Source organism: Comamonas sp. JUb58, assembly GCF_004364775.1.
In the GTDB taxonomy this organism is placed as follows: Bacteria; Pseudomonadota; Gammaproteobacteria; order Burkholderiales; family Burkholderiaceae_C; genus Comamonas.
The window spans coordinates 16,804-40,408 of record NZ_SOAL01000012.1; the positions used below are offsets into that span (position 1 = coordinate 16,804).

Here is a 23,605-nt window from a genome sequence, read left to right on the forward strand (position 1 = left end):
TAGCACTTCGGTGCTACATTCGGTGCAACAATTTTTCAATGTTGCACCGAGACTATTGGAACCATAATTCGCCGTGAGCGCAAAGACGGAAGTGTGGGCTACACCGCCCAAGTCCGCGTTAAAAAGGGTGGCAAGGTCGTTCACGCTGAAACCCAGACCTTTGACCGCGAAGCAGCCGCCAAAACCTGGATCAAAAAGCGTGAGACAGAGCTCGCCGAGCCCGGCGCACTTGACCAACCTGAGGACCCAATCCTATCTGCCGTCATCCAGAAGTACCTGGGGGATAAGCTCAAGCCGCACGGGAAGACCAAGGATCAAGTTTTGCGCACAATTGCCAACTCTTGGCTTGGCGAGACACATTGCTCCCAGATCGACAGTGCGAATGTCATCAAGTTCCTAGAAGGCTTAACCAGTCAGCCCCAAACCCGAGCCAACTACCTTTCCCACCTTTCAGCAATTTTCACTGTGGCCCGGCCTGCGTGGGGCTATCCCCTCGACAAGCAAGCTTGTGAAGACGCACGCGTGGTGGCTGAAAAGCTTGGGCTAATTTCCAGGTCAAAGCAGCGCACACGCCGCCCAACTCTTGAGGAGCTGAACAAGCTCATGACCTACTATTCGGTCTATGAGCGTAAGCGGGAGGATTCTATCCCGATGACCTACATCATACTGTTCAGCCTATTCTCCACGCGCCGACAGGAGGAAACCTGCCGCATCTTGGGCCAGGATGTGGATGTAGAAAACTCTGAGGTTATCGTTCGAGACATGAAAAACCCGGGTGAAAAGATAGGCAACGATGTAACCACCCTCCTCCCGCCTGAAGCCCTCAAGCTGATTCAAAACCGCAAAGTAGCCAAGGGACGCATCTGGCCCTACAACGCTGAGTCTGTCAGCACAAGCTTTACTCGAGCATGCAAACTGCTCGGGATTGAAGACCTGCATTTCCATGACCTTCGACATGAGGGGATCAGCCGGTTGTTTGAGATGGGCTGGAACATTCCGCATGTTGCGCAAGTCTCTGGGCATCGCTCTTGGCAGAGCTTGCAGCGCTATACCCAGTTCAAAAAGGTCGGGGATAGATACGAAAATTGGGAATGGAAGACTAAGCTTCTGGCTGGGTAGAGATTCAACCTGGTCGAACATGAGGGTACGGCGCCTGCTTGACCTCCTTGTACCTCGCTGAAAGCCAGTGCGACATCTCCCCCAAGATCTCTTGCATCTCCCGTAAATTGGTGCCGCACATCCACGTTTGCGGCCAGCGCTGAAGCTCGCCCTCATCAAACTCGAACCCTCGAAGCAAGAGTGTTCCTGACTGGCGTTGACGCCACACCTCGACACGCTCCAGTCCATGAATGATGAGTCGCATAGGCTCATTGCGGTCGACTAGCCAAGTTTGGAAGCTGCCATCTTGCATCGGGGTGCTGAGCAGCATTCCTGTGGACTTAGGTCGCCGGGCGAGAATTTCCGCCGGCAGGTAGACACCATTGAAGCGCAGCCGAAGCACATAAGCATCGCACCCACCCCGGCGCTTGCCCTCCAAATCTAGCTCTGTGCCAGGCGTAGCCATGCCCAGGTATAGCCCCGGCAAACTTTCACCCGCAAATTTCCTGACTGCTTCCATTACTCGCTCCATTTACTGTATAAATATACAGTCTTTTGGAGGTAGCTATGTTTCAATCAAGATACTGGCTCTGGCACATCAAGGATGACCAGGAATGGTCTCAGACCAACGAGCATGAGCGCTGGGATGGGATCAAGCTGTATAGACCGGAGGCCATGCCAGTCCTGGGCACTATGATCTTGCATGGTGCCCCGCTGCCCTCTGATGTGGCAGCCTTCTACGAAAGCCTTGAACCAGATGTCCCTTTCTGAACGCCGCGGTGTAGTCATTGGTCTTTGGCGGGCATGGCGCCAGAACATGCACGACCTGAGCGACGGCTGGTTCCCGTACTACGACACTGGTAAGCAGATCCATCTGTTCTATGAATACCTGCAGGCCGGCCACCCTCACCTGCTCGACATGCCAGGGCGGGCATATGAGACGGTTCACCAGTGGATTGCTGAGAATGTCGAGAGTTAGGCTAGCCCTGCCGAGAACACTTCGACTGGCGCCAGTCTCAGCAGCGCCTGGGCGTCCTTGACCGATCCTTCCAGCCACTGGTCCACATCGGCCAGCTCAATCGGGATCACGCTGCGTTTGTCCTGCTTGTCAGGTGCCAGCTTCTGATCTGGCTTGTGCATGCGGTTCATCAATGGATGTTCGTCGGCATTGAGCGTGAGCATGGTGTAGCTCTTGATCAACTCGCCGGTTGCCGGGTCCTTCCAGGTGTTCCACAGCCCCGCCAGCCCCCAGGGATCGCCGTCGACTCGGGCAAACCTCCACCAGACGTTCTTCCCGGTCTCCCAGTTTGGCTCATCAAAGGTCGTCGCCGGGATGATGCAACGCTGGCCGCGCTTCCATGGATCTTTGAAGCTGGCCTTGTCCGCAACCTCCTCCGCCCGGGCATTGTTGGTGCTGAACTTGATGTCCGGCGTTTTGCTGAACCAAGGGATCAAGCCCCATCGCCCCACGGCCAGCTCTTTGCTGTAGCCCGGATCGTCCATTGCGCGCCGAATAAATCCGCCAGGCGAGCGCGGGAACACATCACGGGCGCCCAGTCCCAGCTGCCGGGGATTCAGCCGCCAGTATTGCTGGATGTAGCCTTCGTCAGGGGAGTGGTAGCGATTGCACATTGGAGTCTCCTAGCGCCAAGGTACTGGGCCCAGCAGCTGACAGGTGTCGTCCGAAACCCTATCTGAATCGGAAAAAGAGGCCTTCCAGCGTCGTAGTGACGCAGGAAGGCGTATAGCTATGCGTAGATTAACATTCTGAAAATGCAAGGGTTTACCCTTTAGTCATTTTCGGGTATTGACATTTAGAAACAAGTCGTTGACAGTTCCTAACTAAGTAGGTGTTGTCTGTAATTACGGCTAGAAATGTCCTTTTCTCCTTCAGTGTGGACGTGGGATCTCAATGAAACCGCCTTGGCGGTATGCGAAATTACAACAATCAATAGATGGCATCTCGTCTATAGACGCGGATGATTGTTCAACAATGGCTCATTCATTTGCCCAATGATGTTTGCTCTCCCGGCACCATCATTGGTCGAACACCTTCACTCCTAATAGGTCCAAAATGAAATCAAAGCTTCGATTTGCCTTCTTGCTATCATTTTCTTTGTTGGTATTACCAATGACTTCTGCATTCGCTCAGAAGGTTTTGATGCTTGCCACAGCAGAAACACAGGCGGATGGCACCAACATTCTTAGCAATATGCAGAATGAATTCGCTACCGCAGGAGCAACAGTTACTCGGCAGGACATTCTTGGCCAAGCGGGTTCAGTAACCTCTAGCACTTTCCTCGATGCACAGTCCCAGCCATATGACTTGGTTATTATTGCAACAGTCTATAACCCTGTAGATTCGGGAAACTGGACAAGCATACAAAATGCTGTTCAAAACCGCAGCGCTAACGCATTCCTCCTGTTCACAGATTCTTGCTGTCAGTCAATCGCAAACTTAGGCCCAGCACTTAATTTGCTCAACTCAGCCTCGGGCTTGTCGATGGCCCTATCGCCACTCGCCGGGAACGTAACTACTCTTCTTAATACAAACTCTGCATATCAAGGGTCATTTACAAGCCTCCCTACATTTGAAGGCAATGCTTTTCATTTTTGGACTCAGGTGCCTGCAGACAATACCCTTTACTACGATCCAGGCCAGCCAATGCCCGCAGCCGAAAGCACGAACAATCGTGCTTATGGTGTCTTCTTTCCAATTGCACAATCATTTAATGGCGCCGGTGCTTGTCTTTTTGGTGTTTCAGACTCGTCTGGATTCGACGAGAATAGCTATCAAAGAAACCAAGGTAAAGTGGGCGTCTCTTTCCTCAATTCAGTAAAAAGTGGGGGTGCATGCGGCCTTGCTGGCGAAGTAAGCAAAACTTTTAGCCCTGCATCTATCAACCCAAATCAAACTAGTACTCTCACGATCAACATCGCCAATACTCTTCAACCCGCAGCCGCCGCAAATGAACTGTATGTTCAAGATCAGCTGCCTGCACCTCTGTCGTTGGTAAGCGTCACTGGTAACACTTGCGGTGGTAGTTTGGCAACCTCAGCTAACTCCCTGACTTTGACGGGCGGAACCCTTCCAGCGTCAGGCTGTGCAATCACCGCAGTGGTCCGCTGGGCAGAGCGGACTTGCGTTGCTGCATCGGTGACCAATACGATCACACCTGGTACAGCTGCTAGCGGTGGTCAGTTCAGCACTTCTTTGGGGCAGGTCAATATACCCGCCGAAGCTGATCTGGGATGTACGGAAACACCTGTACCTTCCACTCCCACTCCAGTGCCAACCCTTGGAGGCTTTGGTCTACTGCTGCTCTCTGGGTTCGTAGCGGGGTCCATGGGTTTCATGCGACGACGCAAATCGATCTGATTTAGGAGCCCTCTTCGGAGGGCTTTTTTACGCTTGTAGCGAAGCAGCCGTTAGCGGCCGAATATTCGTTTTGTCGCCCCAGCGATTGAGCCGGCGGAAAAGCACATGGCTTCCATGTGTCCTAAGATTTCAGGATACCCAGCAAATGGGGGATTCTGCTGTATTAGCCCGCTGCGCCGCTGCCAGCAGGCCGAATCCAATGGATCCACAGCCCCTTCATCCAGGCGAGAGCATATAGCACGCTCACGGCGAAGATGCCCCACTGCTCAGCCTTCCACGAAGCGTAGAACCAGAACGGCTGGCCCAGCATGCCGAAGATGCACGCCCAGCGCCTGAAGCTCTCAGAGCGGGCCTGCGACAGCCAGGCAGCAGCTGCTCCGAGCACCGCGATGGCAACCTGATCGATCTGCAAGGGGTCATCTCCAGCACTGTATAAAAATACAGTATACCCAGCGCACAATGACCCCACAAGCGAAAAAAGAGCCTCCCCAGTGCCGTAGTGGCGCGGGGAGGCTCCTGTTTCTCAAGCACTAAAGCCTCTATCCTGCAATACATCTCGGTCGCGGTAGAAAAGAATCTGACTTCGCGCCTATCAGCTAGCTAGGTTTCTTCTGAGATGTCAAAAACGACGCCGCATGAAGATTCCTACTGTTGCCAGCATTACTACTAAAAGTGCCAAAGCAAATGAATTTGTTGTGGGCACTGCCTGAGCCGATGCAGGAACTATAGCGCCGCAGCGTACCGAGTCACTTGCAACTGTAGGGTTACTAAGCTCATTTTTGCTGGCATTAATTGTAAGCGTGCGAGGTGTGCCACAAGGAATGTCTGCAGGCCAGACAATCGGCACATACATGACGCAGCTTGGCTGCCCGTCCCATTGGCTAAAGCCCATGCTGTATTGCGCTTCGCCTTCCTGTGATCCATACAGATAGAACATACAAGTACTGGAGCTATCGGAGACGCTGCCTGCTTGTAGTGGTGTGGGAAGATTTCCCACTAACTGTACTGCCCCATGAGATACACCGCCCTCAGTTGCCGCTTCTAACCGGATCCAAGCCTTGTCACCTGGTTGCATTGTGTCAATGTCATTCACCTCATTAAAAAAGGTGCATTAGCGTTGACGATGCGTAGTGAATAGGTGTAATCGGTCTGTTGAGCCACCGCCACAGATCCGCAACAGGCCACGGCGAGAGCTAGAAGGATTTGAGATCGTGATTTAATCAATGCGATGACTCGCCCCAATACTATGAAAAACAACATGAAAACCTCCTTGATGTAGATCAACTGTTATAAGCTATTTATTGCATTTACAAACAAATGAAACAATTAAACAACAAATCTAACAAATCACTATTTTTGGGTATTGCGCTTAGAGGGATTTGGGTGGAACTAACGTCAACGATAAGAGTCATCCCGGGCAAATTTGGCTTCGGGGAGGCATGCCTGCAGGCCTGGTCGCTGTCGTCATCGCTCAGCCGGTGCTCGATGTTCACCTGGTCGCACGGCGCGGCTACTTCGGTGTCTCACTTCCCAAAGGACAGGAAAAAAAGAGAACCCATACCTCGTTGTCAAGGCATGGGTTGAAGAGGACCTAGATTTGTAGCAACTTCGAGTCTGATGGACTCAGAGCAACAGCCTGGTTAGGCTTGTGCCTGATGAGAGTTGCGCTTCGAACGCCAGAATGCAAACAAGCCGCCGACGCCCAACAAGCATGCGGTCAGCAAAACGTTCCATTCTGACAACGTTGGGACTGGCACCGATTCTCTGACAACTGGAGTTGGTACGCCGGCATCATCTGCACACACACGAATTACCGTTGGCGAAGAACCCACGCCGGTCTGGGTAACAGATATGCTGCGGATTGCTTCGGGTGGATTGTTCTTCAAACTCATGGTGCCCGAAGAGGCCGGATTCGTACCGGTGTAACCCGCACCACTAACCACAACAGCAAACCGGCTTAAGCTGCCAGGGATAGGCGTAACAACGTCACCTTCAGCTGGGGTATACGGACCTGCATCAGTCGCAATCGTCAACAGTGCCAACTGGTCATGTGATTGCGATTCCACTGTGACAGAGCTCGTCAGAAGCGGCTTATTGAAGGTGTACGTACATGTTAGGCGTTCACTGATAGATTGAGCCTCGAATGGTCCGAAGGGTGCAAACCCACGGCCGGAATGGTTAACACAGCCTGTTACTGTGGCAGTAACGTCGCCATAGACGGTGGGACCACCAGCCTGAAAGCATTGCTTAGCAGCATTGGAGGCGCTAACAGCACCAAAGGTAAGAAGAAGGACGGAAGCAATGCGAGAGATCGGCAACATCATTGACACACATGGTTGCAGACGGAACCGGAATGTTAACCGCGCATCAGCCCTAATCCCTTTGAAAATTGACTTACGTCATCTTCACTTTTTCCTATAACAATCGCGAAATGTGGTCCCATTTGCGACAACTTTTCAGACCCATGCCGGAGGTTGTCGGCATGGGCTGAAATGGACTCGCGCTCCTTGGGTGTCAGTGCAGTAGCTCCCCCTTGGCTTCCAGAATCTCCCGCTTCATCTGCGTGCGCATCGCCTTGGGGGCGGTGGCCGCGATTCTGTCAGCCTTATCGCGCTGCAGCTCCTTGGCCTTCTTGATGATGGCAGGCAGATTCGCCACCATCGGCTGATCGGGGTTCTTGGTGTTCCAGTCCTTGAGCGCCGCGCGGGCGCGGGCGATGATGTCCTGGTCCTTCTCGGCGATACCCTTGGCCCAAAGTGCCCGGATCTCCTGTGACTTCATGTTGTAGAAGTTCTTTGCCTGCTGACGCAGATAGTTCCCCTCTTGAATGTCGGCCACCGAGCTGGGCTGGAAACCGATTGCCTTCATGATGGCCTCGGTCGGGGTGACATCAGACACCTTGCCGCCCCGCGTGTCTTTGTACGTGCCGGATGCACCCATATCGACACCTTTTTTCAGGTTGGCCACGGCCTTGGGTGCCATTTGCATGGCGCCGCGGCGTTGTTGCACAAATGTCGTCCTCAGCTAGCGTAGGCTAAGGAGATGAGTGAGACGAACTGGGGGCGGCGCAATACCGCACCACAAACTGGAAGGCGTACAACGCAGCGTTGAAGGCGCGAGGAGACCTGAGCATCTGGCTGGATAGGGACATGCAGTGGCTAGCCCTGCCCACGGGTAGGCGTGGTCGTTGCCAGAAGTTCTCAGATGCGGCCATCCAGTTTTGCCTGACCATCAAGAGCCTGTTTGGCCAGCCCTTGCGCCAGACACTGGGCCTGGTGCAGTCGCTATTGCGTATGGCAGGCCTGCCTTGGCCAGTGCCCGACTGCAGCACGGTGTGTCGCAGGCAAAACAGCTTGAATGTGCAGGTGCACTACCGAGCAAGCGAGAAAGGCTTACACCTGCTGGCCGATTCCACGGGCATCAAGTTCTTGGGCGAAGGTGAGTGGAAAACCAAAAAGCACGGCGCCGAGCGCCGCCGCCAGTGGCGCAAGGTGCATCTGGGTATTGATGCCCAGACGCTGCAGATTCGGGCCATCGCAGTTACAACCAATGAAGTGGGCGACTCGCCAATGGCAGCTGACCTGCTAGGCCAAATCCCAAGCAATGAAGAGATAGCTAGCTTTACCTGTGATGGGGCGTACGACACGCAGGATGTACATAAGGCGTGCTACCTGCGGGGAGCCATTCCAATCATCCCGCCACGTAAAGGAGCGAAGCTGCGCAAAGGGCTGGCATTTGCTCACCGCAATGAAGCGGTCAAGGCGTGTAGGCTGTTGGGGCGGGCTATCTGGAAACGCTGGAGCGGCTACCACCGACGGTCTTTGGTGGAGACCAAGATGAATTGCTTCAAGCGCCTGGGCGAGAAGGTGATGGCCAGGACGTTTGAGCGCCAGGTGACCGAGCTCCACATCCGAGCTTCAATCCTCAATCAATTTACCGCTCTGGGCACACCCCAGACGGTCGCTGCTGCGTAAATCTATTTGGGATTGGGGATGTCTCAGCCTATGGCCGATTTATGCAACAACGCCTATACGATGAAGACCTGCTCTTGGTCGTCCACAAAAGCAAACCTATGGCTGTGCATGATCTGCTGGGTTTGGGTGCTCTCACTTCTGACACGGCATTCGCCGCAGTTTTAGAAGCTTGTTCACGCCACAACATCACAGCGGCCAATGCCATGTTTATCTACTCAGATCCGCTGCTGTCGATCGCCGACATACACAAGGGCTATAACGGCCTGCACTACATGGGGCTGTTTGCGCGTTAGTTCGGGCTTCCAATTCGAGCAATAAGCCGTTCAGGACAAGGACTCTGCTTTCGCCGCCCCGCTGAAGCCAAGAACAGACTAGTAGTAGTTCCCCAGCAGCGACGCCACCTCAATCAGCACCAGCACCGCAAACATGCGCGCCAGACCGCCCAGATCGGATGCGGGGCCCAGGCTCTCGTTACGGCCTATGCCGTAGGGCCGGTTCATCGCCGATGCCGTGGGGATCAGCGCCACGGCCAGGCCAAACAACAAGGTCTTGAGGCCGAACAACCAGGTCACCATGGGGGTGAACACGCTGGCAAACATGCGCGTGTACAGCTCAAAACCGACCCAGCTCAGGCCATACACACTCAGGTAGACCATGACCAGCGACACCACGCAAGACAGCGCGGCCAAGGTGATGGAGGCATACATGCTGGCAACGACCAGGGGCAGCATCTCCGTGCGCACAGGGTCATAGCCATGGTGGCGCAGACGCTCAAAATGCCCGTCCTCGCGCATCTTGGCAAGAGCGGCACCTGCAGGGATGGAGCAGCGCATCGCCACAAACAGCGCGGCCGTCAGCGGGATCAGCTCCAGCACCAGCACGCGGATGACCATCTCGACGGCCACCCGCGAGAGGCCATAGCTGGTGGCAGTGACAAAAACGATGCGCGCCACCACCAGGCACAGCAAGGCGGCCAGCCCGGTAAAGCCCAGCAGGATGGGCGCCGTGTCGACATACATGCGGCGCATCAGCCGCGCGCGGGTTTGCGGGCCGTAGCTGCTGGGCGACATCAGCATCACCAGCACAACGGCACCCAGATAAAAGATGCGCCACCAGGCCACCGCCCAGCGGCGCGCGGTGCGCCAGGTCCGGTGGGGCCATTGGGGTTGGAGCAGACTTGCCAGCATCAGGCGATCATAGGCCATAGATGCCGGCATGGGGAGTGTTCAGCAGGATGGCGGGCAGGACGGAGCGCTGCTGCCACCCGCTGCCAGTGCAGCTCAAGACTTCTGGCGTGCCTTCCAGTCCTGCACCGCTTTCAAGGTCTGCTGCACGTGTTCGAGTGGATCGCTGCCCTCATGCGCATAGATCACCTTGCCGTCTGGTGCGATCACATAGGAAATGCGTGATGCCGTGCCGGGCCGTGCGGCCGAGCTCGCGTCATAGGCCTTGATGGCCTTGGCATCGGGGTCGGAAGCCACACTGAACTGGTCGCGGCAGGCTTCGCTGGAGAAGCGCTGCATTGTAGCGATGTCGTCATGCGAGATGCCAACGACCTGGGCACCGGAGGCCGCAAAAGTCGGCGTGGCTTCGGCAAAGGCATGGGCCTCGATGGTGCAGCCCTGGCTGAAGGCCTTGGGGAAGAAGTACAGGACTACGGGGCCGCGCTTCAAGGCCTCGGCCATGTCAAAACGCTGCACCTTGCCCGCCAATGCCGACTGGGTGCTGAAGAGCGGTGCCTGGGCGCCGACAGCCAGCGCCGCCTGGCTGGGCAGGCTTACCAAGGCCGCACAGCCCATGACCACCGAGGCCAAAGCCCCCACGAGTTTTGCTTTCATAGTCGATCCTTCTGTTGTCACTGTTGTCATCTGCATACGCCCCACGCCGGGGCTGTCAGCGGCTTGTCATGTTTTGCATGCTGCAACAGGTCTGCGCAACATCGCTCCACACCACAGCCCCTAGAATATGCCACCTGGCGTGATGGCATGCATCATCACCCCTTTGACCGTTTATGCAACTACCTCCTTGGCCAACTCTGCAAAAGCCATGCGAAGGTGTCACTCTCAAGGAGACAACAAAATGATGAAACAGATTCTGCAGTGCGCCGCAGTGGCACTCACGGTGGGGGCAGCTTCGGGTGCCATGGCACAGGGTGCGGGGGCAGACTACCCCGGCAGCAAGCCAGTCCGCATGGTCGTGCCCTTCCCTCCAGGGGGTGGCACCGACATTCTGGCGCGCATCATTGCACAAAAGCTCAGCGAGCAAAACCACTGGACCGTGGTCGCCGACAACCGTGCCGGCGCGGGCGGCACCATCGGTATCAGCGAAGTGGCCAAGGCCCAGCCAACCGGATACGACATCGTCATGGGCCAGAAGGACAACGTGGTGCTGGGCTACTACCTGTACAAGGGCCTGCCCTGGAACCCCGCCAAGGACCTGACCCCGATTGCCCATGTGGCCTACTCGCCGGTCATCATCGCCACCTCGGAAAACAGCAGGTTCAAGACCTTGAACGATGTGATCGCCGCCGCCAAGGCCGATCCCGGCAAGATCACCTATGGCTCACCTGGCAACGGCACCAGCATCCACATTGCTGGCGTGTTGTTTGAGAAGGCCGCTGGCGTCAAGCTGACCCACGTGCCTTACAAGGGCTCCAACCCCGCGCTGCTCGATACCCTGTCCGGCAATGTCGACCTGCTGGTTTCCTCGGTGCCCTCGGCCATTGGCCAGATCAAGGCTGGCAAGCTGCGTCCGCTGGCCGTCACCTCGGCCAAGCGCAGCACATCGTTGCCCGATGTGCCCACTGTCGCCGAGCTGGGCATGAAGGGCTTTGATGTGAGCACCTGGTACGGCCTGTTTGGCCCCAAGAACCTGCCCGCGCCCATCGTCAGCAAGCTCAACACCGAGGTCAACAAGCTGCTGGGCCAGAAGGAAATTCAGGACTCCATCCTGGCCCAAGGCGCCGAGCCCCAAGCCATGTCCGTGTCTGACTTTGACAAGTTCTTCCACAAGGACTTCCAGGACTCCAAGGCCATCGTCGAAGCCTCCGGCGCGACCATCCAGTAAGCCGCAGGGCTGGGATACGACAAGGGCACCTAACAGGTGCCCTTTTTTGTGGCCAGGCCAAGGGGCCAATGGCGATCAACGGCGATGCCAGCGATCAGGCGCCGTCGCCTTGGAAAGCCTCGCGGCGCAGGGTCACCACCAGCGTATCGCGGTGACCTGGTTCCTCACCCACTGGTTGGATCGGCGTGCTCTCATGGATCATGCGGGCATCGTCGAGCAGCATCAGCGACCAGGGCTCGGTCAAGGTAAAGCGCAGGCCTTGCGGGCCCTGGGCATCGAACACGCGGGTCTCTCCGCCTTTGATGCCTTCGCGCGCCACCAAAAATACTGCGACCAGGTCCACGCCATCGCGGTGCGCGCCTTCGGGGGTTGGCCGGCCAATGCCTTCGGCAGTGTCGATACGGAACTGGTGCGCCTCCGTGTACCAGGGCGCATGTTCGGCGCTGGGGAAAAGCGCCTGCGCTGTGTGCCCCAGTGCCAGCATGATCTGGCTCCAGGCCGACAGCGCCTGGGTGCTGGCAGCCACGGGCTCAAACCAGCGCTGCATGCCGCCATGCAAGGCGTTGTATTCCACCGGTTGCCAGTGGGCGCGGTGGGGCACCAGCAGCACCTGGTCGTCCTGCACGACATAGCAGGAATGGCGGCGCTTGCGGTAGCGGCCGCCGTCTTTCAGATAGGCATCGTGCGGCATGGCCTCCCAGTGGCTGCTGAGTGCCGCCAGCGCATCGGCTGGGCAGGCTGCCCACTGGGCCACCGCTGCGGGGCTGAGTACCGCATAGCCATACGCACGCAAGGTGCCGTCCACTTGGTCGGCATCACAGTAAGGAGGAGGAAAAGACTGCATGTAAAACTCCGTCAAGCGGGCGAGCTTACGGCGGTCACAAAAGCATTGCGTGCTACACAAGTTTGGGCAGCGCCGCAGCGCTGCCCTCTGGTGCCTCATCGCCTAGGAATGAAGACACTGTCCGCGCCAAACCCTGCGCTAGGGCGGCGTGTTGGCTGCTTACTGGCGGACGACCAATACAGGGATCTGGCTATCGCTAAGCACGCGTTGGGTCACGCTGCCCAGTACCAGCTTTTCCAGGCCCTTGCGGCCATGCGATCCCATGACGATCAGGTCGGCGCCGGTGGTCTTGACGGCTTCCATCACGCCGTCGTGCACGGAGTGGCCCTCGCCCATGACGGTGTCAACGGGGATGCCCGCCTGTTCCATCGCGGATTTGACGGCGTCCAGCGCGGTGTGCGCATCGGCCGTGGCGGCCGACAGGTACTGCGCCTGGCCGTAGGCAAAATCTGCACCCACGCCGGTGAAGGGATAGGGATCGATCACATATACCGCAGTGACCTGGCTACCAAAAGCCTTGGCAAGACCGGCGGCCTTGTTGACGGCGAGCATGGAGGTGGCAGACCCATCGACCGGAACCAGAATATGTTTGAACATAGTGTCACTCCTTTTTGTTGTTGCATGCATAACTTACTCTAAAACGCATGGCCCGGCAAACGGGCACGGCCGAGCAGCACTGCTGCGCTTGCGGCGATTGCGATCCGTTTGCGCTGCATCAACGATGGCACAGCGCCAGCCCGCGCCGCATAATGTTTTCTCCGCCCTGCTGGGCTCCAACGCGCGCTCTACCTATGACAACATCCCTGCGTTCTCTTGGCCGATCCTCACTGCAAGTCTCGCCGCTGTGCCTGGGCGGCAATGTGTTTGGCTGGACGGCCGACGAGGCCACCAGTTTTCGCCTACTCGATGCCTGGCTGGATGCCGGCATGAACTTTGTCGATACCGCTGACGTGTACTCGCGCTGGGCACCCGGCCACAGCGGAGGTGAGTCCGAGCGCGTGATCGGCAAATGGCTGCGCAGCTCTGGCAAGCGCGCACAAGTGGTGCTGGCCACCAAGGTCGGCAAGGACATGGGCGATGGCAAGGTCGGCCTGCGCCCGGAATACATCCGCCAGGCGGTTGATGCCTCCTTGCAGCGCCTGCAGACCGACTACATCGATCTCTACCAATCACATGACGACGATGCGCAGGTGCCGCTGGCCGATGTGATGGGCACCTTTGGCGAGCTGATCGCCGAAGGCAAGGTGCGCGCCGTGGGCGCCAGCAACTACAGCGCAGCGCGTTTGGCCCAAGCGCTGCAGACCAGCGAGCAGCATGGCCTGGCGCGCTACGAAAGCCTGCAGCCACTCTTCAACCTCTACGACCGTGCCGTGTTCGAGAAAGAACTGCAACCGCTCTGCGTTGCGCAGGGCGTGGGCGTCATCAATTTCTACAGCCTGGCCGCCGGCTTTCTGACCGGCAAATACCGCAAGGCTGAAGACGCCAGCAAAAGCCCGCGCGGCGCCAAGACCACCCAGCTCTACCTCAATGACCGGGGCATGCGCATTCTGGCTGCGCTGGAACAGGTCAGTGCCCGCATCGATGCACCGATGGGCGAGGTAGCCGTCGCCTGGGTGATGCGCCAGGCGGCCATTGCATCGCCGATCGCCAGCGCCAGCAACTTGGAACAGCTGCAGTCGTTGATCCGCGCCAGCCAGTTGCAGCTGGATGCCGATGCGATGGCCACGCTCAACGCCGCCAGCGCCGAGGCTTGAAGCCCATAGGCCAGATAGCCTAGGCCAGCAAAGCCGGCAAAATCTGCGCCGAAGGCAGGCGCCAGCACTTGTCGGCCACGCTGTCCAACTCGGTCGGCTCGGGGTTGATGACCACCACATGGGCGCAGCCCCGGGCCGCAATATGGGCCAGGCCCGCCGCTGGGTAGACATGGCCTGAGGTGCCAATCACCAGCATCAGGTCACAGCCCTTGGCCGCATCCTGGGCCTGCTGCAGCTCGGCCAGCGGCAGCGCCTCCCCAAACCAGACCACGCCAGGGCGCAGGTAGTTGCCACAACCAGGGCACTGCGGCGGCGCATCGCCTTCGGTAAAGCGGACATCGCAACAGGCTTTGGGCGGCAGCAGCCAGCGGTTGTCCATCAGATTGCCATGCAGGCAGAGCACCGGCGCACTGCCGGCACGCTGGTGCAGGCCATCGACATTCTGGGTGACCAGGGTCATCCGATCAGGATGGCGCGCCTGCCATTGGGCCAGCGCCACATGGCCGGCATTGGGCTGCACTTGGCGGACGAGATCACGGCGGTACTGGTACCAGTCCCAGACCCGCTGCGGATGGGCCAGAAAGCCCGCTTCGCTGGCCATCTCCTCCGGGCTGAACTGGGCCCAGTAGCCCGTCTGCGCATCCCGGAAGGTCGGCACACCCGATTCGGCACTGGCGCCGGCCCCCGTCAACACCAGCACATGCCGCGCGTTTTGCAAGCGCTGTCGCAGGCTGGCAATTTCTGTATCGGCAAGCGGCAGGGCTGCGGAGGTATTCAAGGGGGCAAGAGACATATACAAAACGTGGAAAGGCAGGCGATCAGCATAAAGCAAGCTGTGAGCACAGCCGCCACAGTCCAGCATCGCAGCACACAGGAGGTTTACATTCAGAAACGGTCATCACGATTTGGAGATGGACATGACCAACGGGCCAAGCCCAGAATGGCTGAACCACGACCAGGAGACGCAGATGCAATTCATCCCCTATCTGAACTTTGACGGCCATTGCGCCGAAGCCATGGCCTTTTACGCCAAGCTGTTTGGCGGCCAGATCAAGCACCAGATGCGCTTTAGCGACATGCCGCCCAGCGAAGGCATGCCGCCGCTCCCGCCCGAGGCGCAATCCCGCCTGATGCATGCCCACCTGCAAGTGGGCAGCCAGGCCATCATGGCTTCGGACACCATGCCTGCCATGCCCGGTGCGAGCGCCGAGACCTGTGGAGGCGGCTATGTCAAACCCCAGGGCATGTGGGTCTCCATCGGTGTCGATTCCGCAGCCGATGGCGAGCGCATCTTCAAGGTTCTGGCCGATGGTGGCCAGGTTGCGATGCCCTTCTCCGCCACCTTCTGGTCGCCCGGCTTTGGCATGGTGACCGACCGTTTTGGGACGCCCTGGATGGTGAACGTCCAAACCCAGCCCGCAGCCTAAGCTCCTCCTCATCCCGCTGCCATACCCGCAAAACGCACCAAGCCAGCCACCATGTCCGTACAGCCCCATCTCCATGATCTGGTGCTCAGCCGCCTGATCAACGCCCCCGCCGCCACCCTCTACCGCTGCTGGACCGAACCTGCACTGCTGACCCAATGGTTTGTGCCCAAACCCTGGACGATTGCCAGCGCCGACATCGATGTGCGCGTGGGCGGCGGCAGCCAGATCGTCATGTGCGACCCGCAAGGCAATGAATACCCCAATGCCGGCGTGTACCTGGAGGTGGTACCTGACCGCAGGCTGGTCTTTACCGATGCCTACACCGCTGGCTGGGTGCCCAGTGCCAAACCCTTCATGACGGCCATCATCGACTTTGAGCCCGATGGCGGCCAGACCCGCTACACCGCCACCGTGCGGCACTGGAGCGAAGAGAGCCGGAAGCAGCACGAGGCCATGGGCTTCCACACCGGTTGGGGCCTGGCCACCGACCAGCTGGTGGCCTTGGCTGCCACACTGTAGCCACGGCTTGATCGCTGCCATATAGCGCCACATATATAACGGCGCCACTGAGCGCCCAGGAGACCAGCATGCCCTATGTCGATGGATTTGTACTGCCAGTGCCCCGCGCCAACCTCGATGCCTACCGCGCCATGGCCGAGGCGGCCGGCAAGGTCTGGATGGAGCATGGCGCGCTGCAGTACTGGGAATGTGTGGGCGACGATGTGCCCGATGGCGAAGTCACCTCGTTCCCGATGGCCGTTAAGCTGAAGCCTGACGAAGTCGCCTGCTTCTCCTGGATCGTCTACACCTCGCGGGCCGAGCGCGACCGCATCAATGCCGCCGTGATGGCCGACCCGCGCCTGGCAGACATGCAACCGGCCAATATGCCTTTTGATGGCAAGCGCATGATCTTTGGCGGCTTTACGCCGGTCGTGCAGCTGGGGACCTGATAGCCCCGGCCAGCCCAAGCCGGGCTGGGCGCCATCAGCCCAACAGCCCGTCCATCTCGACCCGCACCAGAAGCCCTCGCAAAGCCTCACTCTTGCGCAGCTGCAGCTGGCCGTCGTAGCCTTGCACGATGTGCTGGGCAATCGACAGGCCCAGGCCCGTGCCGGAAACCGTCTCGTCAAAACGCTGGCCCCGCGCGCCGGCCGCCTGCATTTGCGCGGCAGTCATGCCCGGGCCATCGTCCTCCACCTGCAGCACCAAGCCTTGGGTCGCGCTGCCCTGCAAGGTTAGGCGCACCTGCGAGGCCGCCCATTTACCGGCGTTGTCCAGCAAATTGCCCAGCAGCTCTTCCAGATCGGCGCGCTCGCCCCGCCACCACAAAGCGCTGCCCTCTTCCACCAGCTGCCAGTCCAGGTCACTGGCTTGGTGCAGCTGTCGCAGCATTGCCAGCATCTGCAGTGCGCAGGCCCGCACATCGATCGGCAGGCCGGCGCTTGCGCCATGTACCAGGGTCGCATCGCTGAAGGTGCGGGCCTGGTAGCGGTCAATCAAACGCGCCATCGCCGTGGTCTGTTGCAGCACCAGATCTGCTGGCACTGCCGCACCGCTGCCGGCATGGGCCATCAGCAGCGACAGCGGTTTTTTCAGCGCATGGTTCAGGTCGGCCGCGTGCGAGCGTGAGCGTTCCACCACCTGGGTATTGCGCGCCAGCAAGGCCGCCAGCTCCTGCTGCAAGGGCTGCAGGTCGGCGCCCAGCGGCAGCTGGGCAATCTGCTCGGTGGCGGGCGCGGCGCCTGGCAGCGGCTTGCCCAGCCCGGCAATCACATCGACCAGGCGCTTGAGCGGCGCCAGGCCCACGCGCAGCTGCAGCCAGACCAGCGCGCCTATCAGCAACAGCAGCACGGCGCCGGTAATCCAGAGGATCTGGTCAATCCGGCGCAGGCTGGCGAGCAAGGGCTGTGCCGGGCCAAAGACCTGCAGGTACATAGGCGCGGCGCCGGCTGCCAGCTGCACCGCAAAATGCTGCACAATCAGCGGCTCCTGCTGCGGGCCCAGCGATGTCTGCAGCTGCTCGCTGCCCCAGAGCCCGCCCCGGTGCACCAGCAGATCTGGTTGGTCCCACAGCGATCGCGAGCGGGCCAGAACCAGCGGCGCCGCAGCAGTGCGCAATTGTGCAGGCGCCTGGCCCTGCAGCTGCCAGTACCAGCCCGAGAAAATGGCACTGAACTCATCACTGCCGCCGGCTGCCTCCTGCACCTTGCCATCCGGCATCAGCGCCAGGCGCGCGTTGATGCGCTCGGATTTTTCTTCCAAGGTACGCGACATGCTGCCCAGCAGGCTGGCATGCACCTCATAGCGCAGCCACCAGCCGCCCAGCACCATCACCAACAAGCTGGGCACGATGACCAGGACGGCCATGCGCGCAGCCAGCGACCAGCGCCGCGCAGGCAGGCGCTGGGAGGCAGGGCTGAGGGGCAAAACCATGGCGCTGGGTATCTACAGCAACGCTAGCTGGGCGCGTTCAGGCGAAAGCCCTGGCCGCGCTCGGTCACCAGCAGATCGGACTGGCGCAGCTTGCGCCGTATACGGCCGATCAGCACATCGATGGTGTTGGAGTCCGGGTCCAGATCCCGGGCATAAACATGCTCACTGATCTCGGTGCGCGTCAGCACCCGGTTGGGGTGGTGCATCAGATAAGCCAGGATCTTGTGCTCCTGGGCCGTCAACTGCAAACCCTGGCCATCCTGCAAAAAGCGGCCGGCCGTCACATCGTATTCGAGGCAGCCTGCGCGCAGCACCGTGGCAGCACTGCCAGCGGTGCGGCGCAGCATGGCCCGCAGGCGCAGCACCACTTCATCCAGCATGAAGGGCTTGGTCAGGTAGTCGTCGGCGCCTGCGCCAAAACCGGCCACCTTGTCGCTCCAGCGGTTGCGGGCGGTCAATATCAGTACCGGCCATTGGCAGCCAGCCTCGCGCCAGTCGCGCAATACCGTCAGCCCATCGCGCTGGGGCAGGCCCAGGTCCAGCACGGCCGCGTCGTATTGCTCGGTGCTGCCCGCAAAGGATGCGGCATCGCCATCGGCCTCCACATCGACCGAAAAACCGGCACGCACCAGCGCCTGCTCCATCTGCGCTGCCAGCTCGGCATCGTCTTCGACCACCAGAATTCGCATTGGCGCTCAATCCTCCATTTTTTGCTTGAGCACCTGCAGGCTGCGCGCATCCACCTTGAGCTTCAAGGTGTTGCCATTGGCCTGCAGCAACTCGATGTCGTAATAAGAGCCCTGGCGCTCGTCATGCTCCAGTTCCACTTCCAGCACCTGGCCGGAGAAACGCGGCGCCAGCGCCTGCAGAACCTCGTCCACCCGCTTGAGCGGCGCCGGGTTGCGGGCCTTGGCCTGGGCCGATGGCAGCACCTGGCCGGTAGCGGCATCCATCACCAGCTTGCGGTAGCCTTGCTGGTCCGCGCTGAGCTTGATTTCATAGACGCCCCGGCCCTGGCTGTCGCGCTCAAACTCCACATCGGTGATGCGGCTGCTGTGCTGCTGGGCCAGCTTGGCCAGGTACTGGGCCAGCTCCAGCATGCCCAGCGCCTGTGATCGGTCCTTGGCCACGCGCTGCACTGTCTGGCCGCTGGCCGCGTCGATCAGCAGCTCCTGCTTGAGGCCCTGGTTGTCCACCAGCTTGATCTCGTAGCGCAGTTCGCCCTGGGGGCCGCGCTTGGTTTCGACATCCACCACACGGCCGGCCTGGCTGGCCGCAATGTCGCTCAGGATGGCCGACAAGGGCTTGTACTGGCCGGTGGCCACCGCCGCACGCACGGCATCGTGCTCGGCCGCCTGGCTGGCGCCGCCCAGCAGCAAGCTGCCGGCCAGCGACCAGGCAGCGATGCAAGAAAAGCGGGGTTGAATTTGCGCCATGGCAGGCATTATGACAAGCGCGATTAAACAGACCATGAACGGCCGCTTCACACGGCGTTTAGAGCAGTTTTTCAATACTTCAGTCCATGACGAATCAGCCACCTGCTGGTTTGCATGCCACAACATTGAAGGGATTGAACCATGAAGAAGACCACCATCGCATGGATCCTGGGTGCCGCCAGCGTCGCTGCCAGCCTGCCTTTTGCCGCCCAGGCCTACAACGCCCAGGAAGTGCTCAACAGCATTACCGCCAGCGGCCTGGTTGCCCCGCAAGACCTGGAAAAGCAATACGGTTACTGGACCGCCAAGGCCACCCAGCAAGACGGCAACCGCGCCTATGTGCTGGTGAACGATGCCGACGGCAGCCTGCTGGCCATTCGCAAGGCCGAGCTGGGCACTACCTACCCCGGCGCCAGCCAGGTCGCTGCCAAGCTGCAGGCCATGGGTTACGGCCAGATCAAGGAAGTGGAGTTTGACGACGGCTTCTGGGAAGCCAAGGTGCGCGGCGCCAATGGCGTCAAGCAAAAGCTGGTGCTGCACCCGGTGAGCCTGGATGTACTGTCCCAACCCGGCCAGCCGGCCCCTACCCCAGGCGCCGGTGCGGGCAGCGCCATTCTGAGCGCAGCGCAAATCCAGCAGCTGCTGACCCAGGCGGGCTACACCCATATCCATGACCTGGAACTCGACGACGGCATCTGGGAAGCCGATGCGATCAATGCCCAGGGCTTCCGCGTGGACCTGAAGATCCACCCCGAAACCGGTGTGGTGCTGCGTGAAAAGCTGGAGGACTAAGTCGCCCCCTGCAAAAGCAAAAGGCTGAGCCCGATGGGGTTCAGCCTTTTTTCTATGGCGCAGCGCCTGGGACGCTGGCCACTGGGGAGGGGTGGTTAACCGACCTTGGCAGGCGTGCGCTGGCGCAGCGCTTCATACAGGCAAACGCCGCTGGCCACCGACACGTTGAGGCTGGACACGGCCCCCATCATCGGGATGCCGATCAGCTCATCGCAGGTCTTGCGGGTCAGCTGGCGCATGCCATCACCTTCGGCGCCCAGCACCATGGCCACGGGGCCCTTCAGGTCCACCTGGTACAAGGTATTGGGGGCGTCGTCGCTGGTGCCAATGATCCAGACATTGCGCTCCTTGAGCTCCTTCAAGGTACGCGCCAGGTTGGTCACCATGAAATACGGCACCGTCTCGGCGGCGCCACTGGCAACCTTGGCCACCGTGGCGTTGATGCCCACGGCATGGTCCTTGGGCGCAATCACCGCATGGGCGCCGGCACCGTCGGCCACGCGCAGGCAGGCACCCAGGTTGTGCGGATCGGTCACGCCATCCAACACCAGCAGCAGCGGCGATGTAACGCCGGCTTCTTCCAGGTCGTCCAGCAGCTCATCCAGGGTGCGGGTGTCCTTGATCTCTTCAACGCGGGCAGCCACGCCTTGGTGGCCGTGCGAGCCGGCCAGCTTGGCGATGCGTGGCGCGTCTGCTTCAATCAGGCGCACGCCCGCTTCTTTGGCGCGCTCAAGAAACTGGCGCATGCGCGCATCGCGGCGCGTGGTCTCGAAATAGACTTCGATGATTGATTTGGGCGCAGTCTTCATGCGCACACCAACGGCATGGAAGCCGAACAACACTTTGGGGGATGACATAGGCCAGCATTATCGCTGCTTGCCCATACCCCGGGGGCGCAGCGACAATCCACCGCAAGGGATCCTCTGCAAAACCCTCGCCAAGCGGGATGGATGCGGATCGGGATGAGACGCAAGGCGTCTTTTGCAGTCAATAGCCGTAGCTATTGACAAGGAAGACAACACAGCGGATCGCCCGAGACCGCGTTCAGACCACGGCAGGGAGTTTTACAGAGGGTCCCAAGGGCGACCAGCCGCGCCTTCGCAAAACGGCTCACTCTGCCATGCTCCCAGCCCATGACCTCTAGCCCCTCCGCTGCCTTTGCAGCCCACCTGATCGATGTGCATGGCAGCGCTGATGCCCAGCCCTTGCCCGAGCCCCATTTGCAGCCCTTGCAGTTCCTGCAACACCTGTACCGGGTCGCCGTGCGCGATGCGCTGCCGTTGGAGGGCCTGCGCAAGCATTTGCCTGCGGTGCCCAAGGGCCGCACCCTGGTGATTGGCGCGGGCAAGGCCGGCGCGGCAATGGCGCAGGCGATGGAGCAGCTCTGGCCCCTGGATGCGCCGCTATCGGGCCTGGTCGTCACCCGCTATGGGCATATTCCGCCGCGCCCGCTGGGCCTGGCCCAGCGCATCGAGGTGGTGGAAGCCGCCCACCCCGTGCCCGATGCCGCCGGCCAGCAAGCGGCGGAGCGCATGCTGGCCTTGACCGAGGGGCTGAGCGCCGATGACCTGGTGGTCTGCCTGATCTCGGGCGGCGGCTCCGCGCTGCTGACCCTGCCGGCCGAGGGCCTCAGCCTGGCCGACAAACAGCGCATCAACCGCGAGCTGCTGGAGAGCGGCGCCCACATTGGCGAGATGAACTGCGTGCGCAAGCACCTCTCACGCATCAAGGGCGGGCGCCTGGGCGCTGCCTGCCACCCGGCGCAGGTGGTCAGCCTGCTGATCAGCGATGTGCCCGGTGATTCGCCGGCCATCATCGCCAGCGGCCCCACGGTGCCCGACCCCAGCAGCTGCGCCGATGCGCTGGCGATTTTGGAGCGCTATGCGATTGCGATACCCGAGCCCGTGCGTGCAGCGCTGCACAGTGGCGCACTGGAAACCCCCAAGCCCGGCGACCCGCGCTTTGCCGACCACCAGGTGCAACTGATCGCCACCCCGCAGCAGTCCTTGCAGGCAGCGGCCGCTGCCGCGCGCGATGCCGGCATCGCCTGCCATGTGCTCAGCGACGAGATGGAGGGCGAGTCCCGCGAAGTGGCTAAGGTGCATGCCGCGCTGGCCCGTGCCGTGGCCCTGCATGGCCAGCCTTTTGCCCGGCCCTGCGTGATTCTGTCTGGCGGTGAGACCACGGTGACAGTGCGCAAACCGGCCGAAGGCGTCGCGCGGGGCCGGGGCGGCCGTGCGGGTGAGTTCTGCCTGGGCCTGGCCCAGGCACTGCAGGCCGTGCCCGGCATATGGGCGCTGGCTGCCGACACCGATGGTATTGATGGGGTGGAAGACAATGCCGGCGCGGTGGTGACACCGGACACGCTGGCACGGGCCGCTGCGCTGCAGCTCAAACCCGCCGCCTACCAGGACCGCAATGACAGCTATGGCTTTTTTGGCCCGCTGGGCGATCTGGTGGTGACCGGGCCGACCCACACCAATGTGAATGATTTTCGGGCGCTGCTGATTCTGCAGCCGATGGATGCGCCCATGAAAAAAGCGGCCAGCTCTCGCTGACCGCTTGGTCGTGGCTTGCCGAGATCAGCGGCTGCCAAAACGGCCACGGCAACCGCGCGTGACCCAGATGCGGCGCGCACGGTCATCATAGCCCCAGGTATAGCCTTCGCGGCAGCTGTCGCTGGACAGTTGCTCCAGCAGCACCGGGCGGCCCCAGCGCGCATTCCAGTCGCAGCTGTTGTCGCGGCGGTCATCGCTGCTGCAGGTCAGCTCACGGCCCTGGCCATAGCCCGGGTTGGGCCGGCCACCACCATAGCCGCTGCTGATCGCAAAGTCGGCACGGCAGCCACGGCTGACCCAGACCGAATCACCACCTTGGCCCCAGCTGCGACCCTCGTCGCAACGCGCATCCGACAGCTGGCGGGCGACCTCGACCCGGGCGCCGCGCGGAATCGCGCATTCACGCATGCGGCCATCATTGCTTTCGCAGCGCACCAGCTGGTTGCTGCCACCGCCGCCACCACCCCAACCGCCGCCACCGCCTCGGCTATCGGCAAAGCGGGCCCGGCAGCCGTCGGTCACCCAGACCACACCGCCACCCCGGTGGCCCCAGCTGCGGCCTTCCACACAGGATGCGCTCGACAGGGTCTCGCTCACCACCGGATCGCGGAAGGGCGTGCGGCATTCGCGCGTGCGTCCGTCCTGGCTCTCACAGGTCACTTCGCCATCGCGCCCATACTGGGCCTGCGCGGCAGGGGCGATGGCTACCAAAGCCAGTGCCAGTGCGCCTAAGGCAGCGCCGCTCCATGTTGTTTTTGCCATTGCTCTCTCCTCGTTGTCGTCTTCGATGGGGGCCAAGGTTAACCCGAAATCGCCAGCGGTTTTGTAAGCAAAGCCAGCAAAA

General features: G+C 60.4%; 27 protein-coding genes and 1 pseudogene. 12 read left to right on the forward strand and 16 right to left on the reverse strand.

All coding sequences use genetic code 11. From position 1 onward, the window contains the following. The first annotated feature begins 93 nt into the window (after positions 1-93). Entirely contained in the window at positions 94-1,119 is a 1,026-nt protein-coding gene (locus EDF71_RS14105; protein WP_243854312.1) for a site-specific integrase, read from the forward strand. Positions 1,120-1,123: 4 nt separating this feature from the next. Here the strand turns inward: EDF71_RS14105 and EDF71_RS14110 are convergent, their stop codons facing one another. After that, positions 1,124-1,618, reverse strand: a complete 495-nt coding sequence (locus EDF71_RS14110) for a hypothetical protein (RefSeq protein WP_133857226.1) — start codon at positions 1,616-1,618, stop codon at positions 1,124-1,126. Positions 1,619-1,855: 237 nt separating this feature from the next. Here EDF71_RS14110 and EDF71_RS14115 point away from each other — a divergent pair, with 237 nt between their 5' ends. After that, positions 1,856-2,077: a hypothetical protein gene (locus EDF71_RS14115; protein ID WP_166656544.1), complete on the forward strand. Its 222-nt coding sequence runs from the start codon at positions 1,856-1,858 to the stop codon at positions 2,075-2,077. On the opposite strand, the gene EDF71_RS14120 is transcribed toward EDF71_RS14115, so the two are convergent. Then, complete coding sequence (locus EDF71_RS14120) at positions 2,074-2,730, reverse strand: SOS response-associated peptidase family protein (protein WP_133857228.1); 657 nt, start codon at positions 2,728-2,730, stop codon at positions 2,074-2,076. The genes EDF71_RS14115 and EDF71_RS14120 overlap by 4 nt on opposite strands. Before the next feature lie 442 nt (positions 2,731-3,172). On the opposite strand from EDF71_RS14120, the gene EDF71_RS14125 reads away from it, so the two are divergent. Continuing rightward, positions 3,173-4,477, forward strand: coding sequence for a DUF11 domain-containing protein (locus EDF71_RS14125; protein ID WP_133857229.1), 1,305 nt, complete (start codon positions 3,173-3,175; stop codon positions 4,475-4,477). A gap of 163 nt (positions 4,478-4,640) precedes the next feature. Here EDF71_RS14125 and EDF71_RS14130 read toward each other — a convergent pair whose 3' ends face one another. From EDF71_RS14130 to EDF71_RS14145, 4 genes are all read right to left on the reverse strand, one after another. Next, entirely contained in the window at positions 4,641-4,889 is a 249-nt protein-coding gene (locus EDF71_RS14130) for a hypothetical protein (protein WP_133857230.1), read from the reverse strand. A gap of 207 nt (positions 4,890-5,096) precedes the next feature. After that, positions 5,097-5,570 (reverse strand): hypothetical protein, encoded by a 474-nt coding sequence (locus EDF71_RS14135; protein WP_133857231.1) that lies wholly within the window; start codon positions 5,568-5,570, stop codon positions 5,097-5,099. Positions 5,571-6,117: 547 nt separating this feature from the next. After that, positions 6,118-6,798: a hypothetical protein gene (locus EDF71_RS14140; protein WP_133857232.1), complete on the reverse strand. Its 681-nt coding sequence runs from the start codon at positions 6,796-6,798 to the stop codon at positions 6,118-6,120. Between the two features lie 193 nt (positions 6,799-6,991). Continuing rightward, positions 6,992-7,486, reverse strand: a complete 495-nt coding sequence (locus EDF71_RS14145) for a PLxRFG domain-containing protein (protein ID WP_133857233.1) — start codon at positions 7,484-7,486, stop codon at positions 6,992-6,994. A 33-nt stretch (positions 7,487-7,519) separates the two neighbouring features. Between EDF71_RS14145 and EDF71_RS14150 the strand changes: the two are divergent. Both EDF71_RS14150 and EDF71_RS14155 read left to right on the forward strand, forming a co-directional pair. Next, positions 7,520-8,451, forward strand: a pseudogene (locus EDF71_RS14150) (IS5 family transposase). A 41-nt stretch (positions 8,452-8,492) separates the two neighbouring features. Then, positions 8,493-8,744 carry an immunity 22 family protein gene (locus EDF71_RS14155; RefSeq protein ID WP_133857235.1) on the forward strand — a complete coding sequence of 84 codons (252 nt, stop codon included), beginning with the start codon at positions 8,493-8,495 and terminating at the stop codon, positions 8,742-8,744. 78 nt (positions 8,745-8,822) lie between these two features. Here EDF71_RS14155 and EDF71_RS14160 read toward each other — a convergent pair whose 3' ends face one another. Both EDF71_RS14160 and EDF71_RS14165 read right to left on the reverse strand, forming a co-directional pair. Then, positions 8,823-9,638, reverse strand: a complete 816-nt coding sequence (locus tag EDF71_RS14160) for an ABC transporter permease (protein WP_133857361.1) — start codon at positions 9,636-9,638, stop codon at positions 8,823-8,825. A 93-nt stretch (positions 9,639-9,731) separates the two neighbouring features. Further along, on the reverse strand, positions 9,732-10,289 hold the full coding sequence (locus EDF71_RS14165; protein ID WP_208301055.1) for a peroxiredoxin: 558 nt from the start codon (positions 10,287-10,289) through the stop codon (positions 9,732-9,734). A gap of 241 nt (positions 10,290-10,530) precedes the next feature. Here EDF71_RS14165 and EDF71_RS14170 point away from each other — a divergent pair, with 241 nt between their 5' ends. Continuing rightward, the gene (locus EDF71_RS14170) at positions 10,531-11,517 is read left to right on the forward strand and encodes a tripartite tricarboxylate transporter substrate binding protein (RefSeq protein ID WP_133857237.1); all 987 of its coding nucleotides are present in this window, start codon (positions 10,531-10,533) and stop codon (positions 11,515-11,517) included. 94 nt (positions 11,518-11,611) lie between these two features. Here the strand turns inward: EDF71_RS14170 and EDF71_RS14175 are convergent, their stop codons facing one another. Next, a complete protein-coding gene (locus EDF71_RS14175; protein ID WP_133857238.1) occupies positions 11,612-12,361 on the reverse strand; it encodes a 2OG-Fe dioxygenase family protein in 750 nt (249 codons plus the stop codon). Positions 12,362-12,520: 159 nt separating this feature from the next. Then, complete coding sequence (locus EDF71_RS14180; RefSeq protein ID WP_133857239.1) at positions 12,521-12,958, reverse strand: universal stress protein; 438 nt, start codon at positions 12,956-12,958, stop codon at positions 12,521-12,523. A gap of 194 nt (positions 12,959-13,152) precedes the next feature. Between EDF71_RS14180 and EDF71_RS14185 the strand changes: the two genes are divergently transcribed. Continuing rightward, complete coding sequence (locus tag EDF71_RS14185) at positions 13,153-14,115, forward strand: aldo/keto reductase (RefSeq protein ID WP_133857240.1); 963 nt, start codon at positions 13,153-13,155, stop codon at positions 14,113-14,115. Positions 14,116-14,134: 19 nt separating this feature from the next. On the opposite strand, the gene EDF71_RS14190 is transcribed toward EDF71_RS14185, so the two are convergent. Further along, positions 14,135-14,893, reverse strand: coding sequence for an NAD-dependent deacylase (locus EDF71_RS14190; protein ID WP_243854313.1), 759 nt, complete (start codon positions 14,891-14,893; stop codon positions 14,135-14,137). Positions 14,894-15,083: 190 nt separating this feature from the next. Between EDF71_RS14190 and EDF71_RS14195 the strand changes: the two genes are divergently transcribed. The 3 genes from EDF71_RS14195 to EDF71_RS14205 all read left to right on the forward strand — a co-directional run bounded on the left by EDF71_RS14195 (position 15,084) and on the right by EDF71_RS14205 (position 16,492). After that, the gene (locus EDF71_RS14195) at positions 15,084-15,542 is read left to right on the forward strand and encodes a VOC family protein (RefSeq protein ID WP_133857242.1); all 459 of its coding nucleotides are present in this window, start codon (positions 15,084-15,086) and stop codon (positions 15,540-15,542) included. 51 nt (positions 15,543-15,593) lie between these two features. Then, on the forward strand, positions 15,594-16,061 hold the full coding sequence (locus EDF71_RS14200; RefSeq protein WP_133857243.1) for an SRPBCC family protein: 468 nt from the start codon (positions 15,594-15,596) through the stop codon (positions 16,059-16,061). Positions 16,062-16,129: 68 nt separating this feature from the next. Beyond that, positions 16,130-16,492 (forward strand): DUF1428 domain-containing protein, encoded by a 363-nt coding sequence (locus EDF71_RS14205; RefSeq protein WP_133857244.1) that lies wholly within the window; start codon positions 16,130-16,132, stop codon positions 16,490-16,492. Between the two features lie 34 nt (positions 16,493-16,526). Here EDF71_RS14205 and EDF71_RS14210 read toward each other — a convergent pair whose 3' ends face one another. Genes EDF71_RS14210 through EDF71_RS14220 form a run of 3 tightly spaced genes read right to left on the reverse strand, consistent with a single transcriptional unit; the run spans position 16,527 to position 19,411 of the window. Then, entirely contained in the window at positions 16,527-17,975 is a 1,449-nt protein-coding gene (locus tag EDF71_RS14210) for a sensor histidine kinase (RefSeq protein ID WP_133857245.1), read from the reverse strand. A 23-nt stretch (positions 17,976-17,998) separates the two neighbouring features. Further along, positions 17,999-18,664 (reverse strand): response regulator transcription factor, encoded by a 666-nt coding sequence (locus EDF71_RS14215; protein WP_133857246.1) that lies wholly within the window; start codon positions 18,662-18,664, stop codon positions 17,999-18,001. Between the two features lie 6 nt (positions 18,665-18,670). Further along, a complete protein-coding gene (locus EDF71_RS14220; RefSeq protein WP_166656545.1) occupies positions 18,671-19,411 on the reverse strand; it encodes a PepSY domain-containing protein in 741 nt (246 codons plus the stop codon). A gap of 141 nt (positions 19,412-19,552) precedes the next feature. Between EDF71_RS14220 and EDF71_RS14225 the strand changes: the two genes are divergently transcribed. After that, complete coding sequence (locus EDF71_RS14225) at positions 19,553-20,203, forward strand: PepSY domain-containing protein (RefSeq protein ID WP_133857248.1); 651 nt, start codon at positions 19,553-19,555, stop codon at positions 20,201-20,203. 95 nt (positions 20,204-20,298) lie between these two features. Here the strand turns inward: EDF71_RS14225 and rlmB are convergent, their stop codons facing one another. Beyond that, on the reverse strand, positions 20,299-21,060 hold the full coding sequence (rlmB, locus tag EDF71_RS14230) for a 23S rRNA (guanosine(2251)-2'-O)-methyltransferase RlmB (RefSeq protein WP_133857249.1): 762 nt from the start codon (positions 21,058-21,060) through the stop codon (positions 20,299-20,301). 276 nt (positions 21,061-21,336) lie between these two features. Here rlmB and EDF71_RS14235 point away from each other — a divergent pair, with 276 nt between their 5' ends. After that, on the forward strand, positions 21,337-22,761 hold the full coding sequence (locus EDF71_RS14235; RefSeq protein WP_133857250.1) for a glycerate kinase: 1,425 nt from the start codon (positions 21,337-21,339) through the stop codon (positions 22,759-22,761). 24 nt (positions 22,762-22,785) lie between these two features. On the opposite strand, the gene EDF71_RS14240 is transcribed toward EDF71_RS14235, so the two are convergent. Then, complete coding sequence (locus EDF71_RS14240; protein ID WP_133857251.1) at positions 22,786-23,523, reverse strand: DUF3011 domain-containing protein; 738 nt, start codon at positions 23,521-23,523, stop codon at positions 22,786-22,788. Between the last annotated feature and the right edge of the window lie 82 nt (positions 23,524-23,605).